General features: G+C 61.5%; 21 protein-coding genes. All 21 read right to left on the reverse strand.

From position 1 onward, the window contains the following. Positions 1-136 precede the first annotated feature (136 nt). Positions 137-328 carry a 50S ribosomal protein L30 gene (gene rpmD / locus MXB90_RS05905; RefSeq protein WP_250042308.1) on the reverse strand — a complete coding sequence of 64 codons (192 nt, stop codon included), beginning with the start codon at positions 326-328 and terminating at the stop codon, positions 137-139. A 12-nt stretch (positions 329-340) separates the two neighbouring features. After that, positions 341-904, reverse strand: a complete 564-nt coding sequence (gene rpsE, locus MXB90_RS05910) for a 30S ribosomal protein S5 (protein WP_250042310.1) — start codon at positions 902-904, stop codon at positions 341-343. Positions 905-914: 10 nt separating this feature from the next. Further along, positions 915-1,274: a 50S ribosomal protein L18 gene (rplR, locus tag MXB90_RS05915; protein ID WP_250042312.1), complete on the reverse strand. Its 360-nt coding sequence runs from the start codon at positions 1,272-1,274 to the stop codon at positions 915-917. A gap of 11 nt (positions 1,275-1,285) precedes the next feature. Then, complete coding sequence (gene rplF / locus MXB90_RS05920; RefSeq protein ID WP_250042315.1) at positions 1,286-1,819, reverse strand: 50S ribosomal protein L6; 534 nt, start codon at positions 1,817-1,819, stop codon at positions 1,286-1,288. Between the two features lie 10 nt (positions 1,820-1,829). Further along, the gene (gene rpsH, locus MXB90_RS05925) at positions 1,830-2,228 is read right to left on the reverse strand and encodes a 30S ribosomal protein S8 (protein WP_250042317.1); all 399 of its coding nucleotides are present in this window, start codon (positions 2,226-2,228) and stop codon (positions 1,830-1,832) included. A 12-nt stretch (positions 2,229-2,240) separates the two neighbouring features. Next, on the reverse strand, positions 2,241-2,546 hold the full coding sequence (gene rpsN / locus MXB90_RS05930; protein ID WP_250042320.1) for a 30S ribosomal protein S14: 306 nt from the start codon (positions 2,544-2,546) through the stop codon (positions 2,241-2,243). A gap of 16 nt (positions 2,547-2,562) precedes the next feature. Then, on the reverse strand, positions 2,563-3,123 hold the full coding sequence (gene rplE / locus MXB90_RS05935) for a 50S ribosomal protein L5 (RefSeq protein WP_250042322.1): 561 nt from the start codon (positions 3,121-3,123) through the stop codon (positions 2,563-2,565). Beyond that, a complete protein-coding gene (gene rplX / locus MXB90_RS05940) occupies positions 3,123-3,428 on the reverse strand; it encodes a 50S ribosomal protein L24 (protein WP_250042324.1) in 306 nt (101 codons plus the stop codon). The genes rplE and rplX overlap by 1 nt, the downstream gene beginning before the upstream one ends. Beyond that, entirely contained in the window at positions 3,428-3,796 is a 369-nt protein-coding gene (gene rplN / locus MXB90_RS05945) for a 50S ribosomal protein L14 (protein ID WP_035714274.1), read from the reverse strand. Before rplN ends, rplX begins: the two co-directional genes overlap by 1 nt. A gap of 80 nt (positions 3,797-3,876) precedes the next feature. Beyond that, positions 3,877-4,110, reverse strand: a complete 234-nt coding sequence (gene rpsQ, locus MXB90_RS05950; protein ID WP_250042326.1) for a 30S ribosomal protein S17 — start codon at positions 4,108-4,110, stop codon at positions 3,877-3,879. A gap of 13 nt (positions 4,111-4,123) precedes the next feature. Further along, the gene (gene rpmC, locus MXB90_RS05955) at positions 4,124-4,324 is read right to left on the reverse strand and encodes a 50S ribosomal protein L29 (protein WP_250042327.1); all 201 of its coding nucleotides are present in this window, start codon (positions 4,322-4,324) and stop codon (positions 4,124-4,126) included. A 182-nt stretch (positions 4,325-4,506) separates the two neighbouring features. After that, positions 4,507-4,920: a 50S ribosomal protein L16 gene (gene rplP / locus MXB90_RS05960; protein WP_250042330.1), complete on the reverse strand. Its 414-nt coding sequence runs from the start codon at positions 4,918-4,920 to the stop codon at positions 4,507-4,509. A 13-nt stretch (positions 4,921-4,933) separates the two neighbouring features. Beyond that, on the reverse strand, positions 4,934-5,644 hold the full coding sequence (gene rpsC / locus MXB90_RS05965; protein ID WP_250042332.1) for a 30S ribosomal protein S3: 711 nt from the start codon (positions 5,642-5,644) through the stop codon (positions 4,934-4,936). Continuing rightward, entirely contained in the window at positions 5,644-6,024 is a 381-nt protein-coding gene (gene rplV, locus MXB90_RS05970) for a 50S ribosomal protein L22 (protein ID WP_250042334.1), read from the reverse strand. The genes rpsC and rplV overlap by 1 nt, the downstream gene beginning before the upstream one ends. Before the next feature lie 5 nt (positions 6,025-6,029). Continuing rightward, positions 6,030-6,308: a 30S ribosomal protein S19 gene (gene rpsS, locus MXB90_RS05975; RefSeq protein WP_250042336.1), complete on the reverse strand. Its 279-nt coding sequence runs from the start codon at positions 6,306-6,308 to the stop codon at positions 6,030-6,032. A 3-nt stretch (positions 6,309-6,311) separates the two neighbouring features. Then, the gene (gene rplB / locus MXB90_RS05980; protein WP_250042338.1) at positions 6,312-7,148 is read right to left on the reverse strand and encodes a 50S ribosomal protein L2; all 837 of its coding nucleotides are present in this window, start codon (positions 7,146-7,148) and stop codon (positions 6,312-6,314) included. 143 nt (positions 7,149-7,291) lie between these two features. Further along, positions 7,292-7,588, reverse strand: coding sequence for a 50S ribosomal protein L23 (locus tag MXB90_RS05985; RefSeq protein ID WP_250042340.1), 297 nt, complete (start codon positions 7,586-7,588; stop codon positions 7,292-7,294). Continuing rightward, positions 7,585-8,205, reverse strand: a complete 621-nt coding sequence (rplD, locus tag MXB90_RS05990) for a 50S ribosomal protein L4 (RefSeq protein ID WP_250042342.1) — start codon at positions 8,203-8,205, stop codon at positions 7,585-7,587. Before rplD ends, MXB90_RS05985 begins: the two co-directional genes overlap by 4 nt. Further along, positions 8,202-8,927, reverse strand: coding sequence for a 50S ribosomal protein L3 (gene rplC / locus MXB90_RS05995; RefSeq protein WP_250042344.1), 726 nt, complete (start codon positions 8,925-8,927; stop codon positions 8,202-8,204). The genes rplD and rplC overlap by 4 nt, the downstream gene beginning before the upstream one ends. Positions 8,928-8,937: 10 nt before the next feature. Next, positions 8,938-9,246 carry a 30S ribosomal protein S10 gene (gene rpsJ, locus MXB90_RS06000; RefSeq protein WP_036639457.1) on the reverse strand — a complete coding sequence of 103 codons (309 nt, stop codon included), beginning with the start codon at positions 9,244-9,246 and terminating at the stop codon, positions 8,938-8,940. A gap of 198 nt (positions 9,247-9,444) precedes the next feature. Then, the coding region (locus MXB90_RS06005; RefSeq protein ID WP_250042360.1) for an EF-Tu C-terminal domain-related protein at positions 9,445-9,549 on the reverse strand (105 nt) is incomplete at its 5' end.

Below are 9,549 nucleotides of genomic sequence, written 5' to 3' on the forward strand. Positions count from 1 at the left end.
CTGCCCCACCAGCGACGGAGGGGGCAAACACGGCATTTCTTCTTGGTTACGGAAGCCGCAGGGCATTCCACCCGCGTCTAATAAAAGGAAAGGGCGCGCGGATCAAGCCCGCGCGCCCCTTGATTGTTCAACGCGATCAGCCGCGCTCTTCGACGATGGCAACAAGATGCGGGATCTTGTTAACCATGCCGCGGACCGAGGGGGTATCCTCCAGCTCGCGGGTGCGGTTGATTTTGCCCAGACCCAGACCCTTCAGGGTCGCAGCCTGCACCGCGGGACGGCGCGCGGGCGAAGCGATCTGCTTCACGACGATGGTTTTCTTGGCCATGCCCTCAGCTCCTTACGCTTCTGCCGTTTCGGCGGTCTTGCCCAGGATGTCAGCGACCTTCTTGCCACGACGCTGCGCGACGTTGCGGGGGCTGGCTTCCTTTTTCAAACCGTCGATGGTGGCGCGGATCATGTTGTAGGGGTTCTGCGAGCCGAGCGATTTCGCCACGACGTCCTGAACACCCAGCATCTCGAACACGGCGCGCATCGGACCACCGGCGATGATCCCGGTCCCGGGAACCGCGGTCCGCATCACGACCTTGCCAGCGCCATGACGGCCCTCGATGTCGTGATGCAGGGTGCGGCCATCGCGCAGCGGCACACGGACCAAGCTGCGCTTGGCCTGTTCGGTCGCCTTGCGGATCGCCTCGGGCACTTCCTTCGCCTTGCCCTTGCCGAAGCCCACACGCCCGCGCTGGTCGCCGACAACCACAAGCGCTGCAAAGCCAAAGCGTTTGCCGCCCTTCACGGTTTTCGACACGCGGTTGATCGCCACGAGACGATCGGCGAATTCCGGGGTTTCCTCACGTTCGCGACGGTCCTCGCGACGATCCCGGCGTTGTTCACGTTCTGCCATTTTCGTCTCCTTAGAACTTCAGGCCGCCTTCACGGGCAGCATCGGCCAAAGCCTTGATCTTCCCATGAAAGAGGAAACCGCCACGGTCAAAGTAGCACTCTTCGATACCAGCCTTCTTGGCGCGTTGGGCAATTGCCGCACCCACCTTGGCAGCTGCTTCGACGTTGTTCTTGCCAACGACGCCCAGATCCTTTTCGAGGGTCGAGGCCGCGGCAAGGGTCACGCCCTTGACGTCGTCGATCAGCTGAACGCTGATGTTCTTCGAAGACCGATGGACAGACAGGCGAAGACGGCCATTGGCCATCGCCCGCAACTTGTTCCGTACGCGCAGGCGGCGCTTGAGGAACAGCTCTCGTTTGTTGTTCGCCATTTTTGCGCCCCTTACTTCTTCTTGCCTTCCTTGCGGAAGACGAACTCGCCCTTGTAGCGGATCCCTTTGCCCTTATAGGGCTCGGGGCGCTTCCAATCGCGGATGTTCGCGGCGACCTGACCAACAAGCTGCTGGTCGATCCCTTCCACAACGATTTCGGTCTGCTTCGGTGCCGTAACGGTCACACCAGCCGGAACCTCGAAGTTCACTTCGTGGCTATAGCCCAGCGACAGTTTCAGCACGTTGCCCTGCATCGCGGCACGGTAACCAACGCCCTGGATCTCAAGCTCTTTCTTGAAACCCTGCGAAACGCCGGTTGCCAGGTTCTCCACCATCGAGCGGGCCATGCCCCACTGCTGGCGGGCCCGCTTCGAAGTGCCACGCGGCGTGACGGTGACCACATTGCCATCCAGCGCGATGGTCACGTCGTCGGTCGCGGTGAACGAACGGGTCCCTTTCGGGCCCTTCACTTCAACCGTCTGACCGGACACCGTGGCGGTCACGCCGTTCGGCAGTTCAACGGGCTTCTTCCCAATCCGAGACATCCTGCCCTCCTTAGAACACGGTGCAGAGCACTTCACCGCCGACATTGGCAGTGCGTGCAGCCGCGTCCGACATGACGCCTTTCGGCGTGGAGACGATGGAAACGCCAAGGCCGTTGCGGACCGAGGGAATTTCCTTGACCGAAGCATAAACGCGGCGGCCGGGGGTCGACACGCGCTTGAGTTCGCGGATCACCGGGGTGCCCTCGAAATACTTCAGGCTGATTTCCAGCGCCGGATGGCCGTCAGCCCCGGTCACCTTTTCATACCCGCGAATATAGCCTTCCGAAGCCAGCACATCCAGGACCCAGGCGCGCAGCTTGGACGCCGGCGTACGGACAGTGGACTTGCCGCGCATCTGCGCGTTGCGGATGCGGGTCAGCATATCGCCGAGAGGATCGTTCATCGACATATCCCGATCTCCTTACCAGCTCGACTTCACCATGCCGGGGATCTGGCCGAACGAGGCCAGTTCGCGCAGCATGATCCGCGAGAGTTTGAGCTTACGGTAGTAAGCGTGGGGACGGCCGGTCAGCTGGCAACGGTTGTGCAGCCGGGTCGCCGACGAGTTACGGGGAAGTTCCGCGAGCTTCAGAGACGCCTTGAAACGCTCTTCCATCGGGCGGGACTGGTCGGCAACCACTTCCTTCAGCGCGGCGCGCTTGGCAGCGTATTGCTTGACCAGTTTGGCGCGCTTCTTCTCGCGCTCGACCATAGAGACTTTTGCCATATCTTCTCTCCCGCGATCAGCTGTTGAACGGCATGTTGAAATGCTTCAACAGCGCCTTCGCTTCCGCGTCTTTCGAAGCGGTGGTGCAGATGATGATGTCCATGCCCAGAACCTCATCGACCTTGTCGAAGTCGATTTCCGGGAACACGATTTGCTCTTTCAGGCCCATCGCGTAGTTGCCACGACCATCGAACGAGGTGCCCTTGACGCCGCGGAAGTCGCGGACGCGCGGCAGCGCGATGTTGATCAGGCGATCGAGGAATTCATACATCCGGTCACCGCGCAGCGTGACCTTGCAGCCCAGCGGCATTTCTTCACGGACGCGGAAGCCGGCGATCGACTTCTTGGCCTTGGTGATTACGGCCTTCTGACCGGCGATCTGCGAAAGCTCCTCGGCGGCCTGCTTGACCTTCTTGGTGTCTTTCACGGCTTCGCCGACACCCATGTTCAGGACGATCTTGTCCAGACGCGGGATCTGCATGTCGTTCTTGTAGCCGAATTCTTCCTTCATCGCGGCCCGGATCTGATCCTTGTAGACCGCCTTCAGGCGCGGCGTATAGGTGGCTTGGTCCAGCATCAGATGGCCTCCCCGGTGGTCTTGGCGAAACGCACCTTCTTGCCGTCTTCCATGCGGAAGCCGACGCGGGTGGCCTTGCCTTCCTTGTCCATCAGCGCAAGGTTCGACAGGTCGATCGGCATGGCTTTCGCCACGCGGCCGCCCTGTACGGTCTGCGTCTGACGCTGGTGACGGATGGCCATGTTCACGCCATCGACGATCGCCTTGTTCTCTTGCGGGAGAACAGTGGTGATCTCACCCTGCTTGCCCTTGTCCTTGCCGGCGAGCACGACGACCTTGTCGCCCTTGCGAAGCTTCGCAGCCATCACAGCACCTCCGGAGCGAGCGAGATGATCTTCATGAAGTTCTTGGCGCGCAACTCGCGCACGACCGGCCCGAAGATACGGGTGCCGACCGGTTCGCCCTGGTTGTTCAGGATGACGGCGGCGTTACGGTCGAAACGGATCGACGTGCCGTCTTCACGACGGACTTCTTTGGCGGTGCGCACGACGACGGCCTTGCGGACGTCACCTTTCTTCACGCGGCCGCGCGGGATGGCTTCCTTAACGGAAACGACAATGATGTCGCCCACCGACGCATAGCGACGGTGCGAACCACCCAGGACCTTGATGCACTGCACCCGGCGAGCGCCGGAGTTGTCAGCAACATCCAGATTGGTCTGCATCTGGATCATTTGGTTTCTCCCGACCTTTGGGGACGCCTGATGCAGTCAGGGCCCCAGGGTTTCGACAAACTGTCGGATGACGCGGGGCCTCAGGCCTCGACGACAACCGTCCAGCGTTTCGTCTTCGAAATAGGCGCGCATTCCTCGATACGAACGGCATCGCCGACCTTGAATTGGTTGTTGGCGTCGTGAGCCCGGTATTTCTTGGACTTACGAACGGTTTTCTGCAGCAGCGGGTGCTTGAAGCGGCGTTCGACAAGAACCGTGATCGTTTGATCGTTCTTGTCCGAGGTCACGGTGCCTTGCAGGATACGTTTGGGCATTCTGGGAAACTCCTCAGTTCGCGGCTTCAGCGGCTTTTTGGTTCAGCACCGTCTTGATGCGGGCGACGTCACGACGAACGGCACGCATGCGGGCGGTGTTCTCAAGCTGACCCGTGGCCTGCTGGAAGCGAAGATTGAAGGCTTCCTTCTTCAGGGCGACCAGTTCGTCACGAAGCTGGTCAGGCGTCTTCGCCTTGAGTTCTTGGGCGTTCATCCCAGGTCCTTTCTTGCATCAGAGGGCCCCTCGCGGGTGACCCTGAATCTGATGGGTTATGTCGATCCCGTCTCCAGGATCGGCGCGGTATATCACCGGCTTTCCATGCTGGCAATGGCAAGCCGGAAGAAAAAGCATTCCCCCGGGGGTGTCCCCAGGGGAATGCGTACATTTGCGTCTGCTTACCAGTCTTCGCGCGCGACGATACGCGTCATGACCGGCAGCTTGTTCGCACCAAGGCGCAGCGCTTCGCGTGCGATGGATTCGGCGACACCGTCGATCTCGAACATGATTCGGCCCGGCTTGACCTTAGCCGCCCAGAAATCGACCGAGCCCTTACCTTTACCCATCCGGACTTCGGTGGGTTTCGAGGACACCGGCACATCCGGGAACACCCGGATCCAGACCCGGCCCTGACGCTTCATGTGGCGGGTGATCGCGCGGCGGGCCGCTTCGATCTGCCGCGCGGTGACGCGCTCAGGCTCGGTCGCCTTGAGGGCAAAGGACCCGAAGTTCAGGTTGAAGCCGCCTTTGGCTTCGCCGTGAATGCGGCCCTTGTGCTGTTTGCGGAACTTGGTCCGTTTCGGTTGCAGCATCTTTTGTTACTCCTCAGCGGGCGTCACGGCGCGGGCCACGCGGAGCCGGGCCTTCTTGGGCCTCGGCAGCCTTGCGGTCGCGCGCTTGCGGATCATGTTCCATGATCTCGCCTTTGAAGATCCAGACTTTCACCCCGATGATCCCATAGGGGGTCGAGGCTTCGTCCAGCGCGTAATCGATGTCGGCGCGCAGCGTGTGCAGCGGCACGCGACCTTCACGATACCACTCGGTACGCGCGATTTCCGCGCCACCCAGACGGCCCGCAACGTTCACACGAATGCCAAGCGCACCCATGCGCATCGCGTTCTGAACCGCACGCTTCATGGCGCGACGGAAGGACACGCGGCGCTCAAGCTGCTGCGCGATCGATTCGGCCACCAGCTGGGCGTCCAGTTCGGGCTTGCGGACCTCAACGATGTTCAGGTGCAGTTCCGATTTGGTGAAGTTCGCCAACTTCTTGCGCAGGGTTTCGATATCGGCGCCCTTCTTGCCGATGATCACACCCGGACGCGCGGCATGAATGGTCACGCGGCACTTCTTGTGCGGACGCTCGATGATCACGCGGCTGATGCCGGCCTGCTTGGCCTCTTCGTGAATGAAATCACGCATCTTGAGGTCTTCAAGGAGCAGGTTGCCGTAGTCTTTCGATTCGGCGAACCAGCGGCTGTCCCAGGTGCGGTTGACCTGGAGACGCATCCCAATGGGGTTAACCTTCTGTCCCATTACGCACGCTCCTCGACTTGACGCACCTTGATGGTGATTTCCGAAAACGGCTTCATGATCTTGCCGAACCGGCCACGCGCCCGCGGACGGCCGCGCTTCATCACCAGGTTCTTGCCGACCCAGGCTTCCGCAACCACCAGGTTGTCGACATCCAGACCGTGGTTGTTTTCCGCATTGGCGATTGCCGACTGCAGGCACTTCTTGACATCGCCTGCGATCCGCTTCTTCGAAAAGGTCAGATCGGCCAAAGCCTTGTCGACCTTCTTGCCACGGATCAGCGCGGCAACGAGGTTGAGTTTCTGCGGCGAGGTGCGAAGCATGCGCGTCTTCGCCATCGCCTCGTTATCCGCCACGCGGCGCGGATTCTGTTCCTTACCCATGGCGCTTACTTCCTCTTGGCTTTCTTGTCGGCAGCGTGACCGTAATAGGTCCGGGTCGGCGAATATTCACCGAACTTCTGACCGATCATCTCTTCGGTCACGTTGACCGGGATGTGTTTCTGACCGTTGTAGACCCCAAAGGTGAGGCCGACGAACTGCGGCAGGATGGTGGAACGACGCGACCAGATCTTGATCACTTCGCTTTTGCCCGACGCGCGCGCTTTTTCCGCTTTCTTCAGCAGATAGGCGTCAACGAAAGGGCCTTTCCAAACAGAACGTGCCATATCTTAACGACCCTTCTTAGCGTGACGCGACCGGACGATGTACTTGTCCGTCGACTTGTTCTTGCGGGTCCGATTGCCCTTGGTGCCCTTGCCCCAGGGCGTCACCGGGTGACGACCACCCGAGGTCCGGCCCTCACCACCGCCGTGCGGGTGGTCGATCGGGTTCATGGCAACACCGCGAACGGTCGGACGCACGCCCATGTGACGCTTGCGGCCAGCCTTGCCGAGGTTTTGGTTCGAGTGATCGGCATTCGACACCGCACCCACCGTCGCCATGCATTCCTGACGCACCATGCGCAGCTCGCCCGAGGACAGGCGGATCTGGGCGTAGCCACCATCGCGGCCGACAAACTGGGCATAGGTGCCAGCGGCGCGCGCCAGCTGCCCGCCCTTGCCGGGCTTCAGCTCGACGTTGTGGACGATCGTCCCGATCGGCATGCCCGAGAACGGCATCGCGTTGCCCGGCTTGATGTCGCACTTGGCGCCAGCGACGACCTTGTCACCAACCGCAAGACGCTGGGGAGCCAGGATATAGGCCTGCTCGCCATCTTCATATTTGACCAGCGCGATGAACGCGGTGCGGTTGGGATCGTATTCGATCCGCTCGACCGTAGCGGCCACATCGAACTTGCGGCGTTTGAAATCAACGATGCGGTACAGGCGCTTCGCCCCACCGCCCTTGTGCCACATGGTGACGCGCCCGGTATTGTTCCGGCCACCCGTCTTGGTCAGACCCTCAGTGAGGGCTTTGACGGGGCGGCCTTTCCAAAGCTCCGAACGGTCGATCAGAACCAGCCCACGCTGGCCAGGCGTCGTCGGCTTATACGACTTGAGTGCCATGCTCTCTGTCTTCCGTTGCTTTGGACCATAGGTCCGTTTCGTATGGGGTTGCTTGCGCCGCCCCGCTCATGTCGTCCGGTTGCCCGGAAACATAAAACTCAACGGCCCCGGAACCCGGGGCCGCGAGATTCGTTTGGCTTCTATCAGAGGCCGGTGGAGACGTCGATAGTGTTTCCGTCTTCCAGCGTGACATAGGCCTTTTTCACGTCGCTGCGCGTGCCCAGCTGGCCGCGGAAGCGCTTGACCTTGCCCTTGGTGATGGTGGTGTTGACCGCCTTCACCTTGACGCCGAACAGGGCCTCAACCGCTTCCTTGATCTGCGGCTTGTTGGCATCCTTCGCCACCTGGAACACCACCGCGCCGTTTTCGGACGCCATCGTGGCCTTTTCGGTGATGATCGGCTTGACGATCACGTCGTAATGTTCAGCTTTCGCGCTCATTTCAGACGAGCCTCCAGAGCTTCGACACCCGCCTTCGTGATCACCAGCGTGTCACGCTTCAGGATGTCATAGACGTTGGCGCCCATCGACGGCAGGATATCGATGCCTTCGATGTTGCGCGCGGCACGGGCGAAGTTCTCGTTCACGTCGGCCCCGTCGATGATCAGGACGCGCTTCCAGCCCAGTTCCTTCGCGGCTTTGGCAAGGATCGCGGTCTTGGCTTCGGGCATCGCGACGTCTTCCAGAACGACCAGGTTGCCGGTCGCGGCCTTCGACGACAGCGCATGCTTCAGACCCAGCGCCCGGAACTTCTTGGGCAGGTCGTGGGCGTGGCTGCGCGGGGTCGGGCCCTTGTAGACACCACCGTGACGGAAGATCGGCGCCTTCTTGGACCCGTGACGTGCGCCACCGGTGCCCTTCTGGCGGTAGATCTTCTTGGTCGAGTAGGACACTTCCGACTTGGTCAGAACCGAGTGGGTGCCCTGCTGCGCCTTCGCACGCTGCCAGCGCACGACGCGGTGCAGGATGTCCGCGCGCGGCTCCAGCCCGAAGATGTCATCCGACAGTTCGATCGAACCGGCCTTGCCGGCGTCGAGCTTGATCACATCGAGTTTCATGCTTCACCCCCTTCGGCGGCAACTTCTTCCGCCGGAGCAGCCGAGGCCGAACCCTTCAGGGCCGCAGGCATCGGAACGTCCTTCGGCAGCGGCTTCTTGACCGCATCCTTGATCGTGACCCAGCCGCCCTTGGCGCCCGGAACCGAGCCCTTGACCAGGATCAGGCCACGGTCGGCATCGGTCTTGACGACCTGGATGTTCTGGGTGGTGACACGCACGGCGCCCAGATGGCCAGCCATCTTCTTGCCCTTGAACACCTTGCCCGGGTCCTGGCACTGGCCGGTCGAACCGTGCGAACGGTGCGAAATCGACACACCGTGCGAGGCCCGCAGACCGCCGAAGTTGTGCCGCTTCATGACGCCCGCGAAGCCCTTACCGATCGAGGTGCCGGCGATATCGACGAACTGACCGGCATTGTAGTGTTCGGCCGAGATCTCGGCGCCAACTTCGATCAGGTTTTCCGGCGACACGCGGAATTCCGCAACCTTGCGCTTGGGGGCCACGTTCGCCTTGGCGAAATGGCCGCGCAGGGCGGCGGTGGTGCGCTTGGCCTTGGCATTGCCCGCGCCCAGCTGGACGGCGGTGTAGCCATCCTTGTCGGCGGTGCGCTGCGCGACGACCTGCAGATTGTCGAGCTGAAGAACGGTCACAGGAACCTGCTTGCCGTCTTCAAGGAACAGCCGGGTCATGCCCAGCTTCTTGGCGATAACACCAGAACGCATGAGCCCCTCCTCAGACCTTGATCTCGACGTCGACACCGGCGGCCAGGTCGAGCTTCATCAGCGCGTCCACGGTTTGCGGGGTCGGATCGACGATGTCGAGAAGACGCTTGTGCGTACGGATCTCCCACTGGTCGCGCGACTTCTTGTCGATGTGCGGGCCACGCAGAACGGTGAATTTCTCGATCTTGTTCGGCAGCGGAATCGGGCCGCGAACCTGTGCACCGGTGCGCTTGGCGGTGTTCACGATTTCCTGGGTGCTGGCGTCCAGCACGCGGTAATCGAACGCCTTGAGCCGGATGCGAATGTTTTGACCAGTCATGGTATTCCCTTTTCGCAGGGCTTTTCAGGTTGAGAGGCAGACACCGCCGCATGCGACGCCTGCATCGAACCGCAATCTCTTGGAGATCAGGCGCGCGTCCTACGGCGCATTGCCCGGCCTGTCAAGAGCAATTGGCGCGCCTTTCGGCGCACCAATCCATTTCCTAGCAAGGACAGGCCACATGGCCCGTCCGCGCCATCACTTGATGATTTTCGACACGACGCCGGCGCCGACGGTGCGGCCGCCTTCGCGGATGGCGAAGCGCAGTTTTTCTTCCATCGCGATCGGGGCGATCAGCTCGAC

Origin of the sequence: Phaeovulum molybdatiresistens, assembly GCF_023544865.1 — a bacterium.
Classification (GTDB): Bacteria; Pseudomonadota; Alphaproteobacteria; order Rhodobacterales; family Rhodobacteraceae; genus Pontitalea.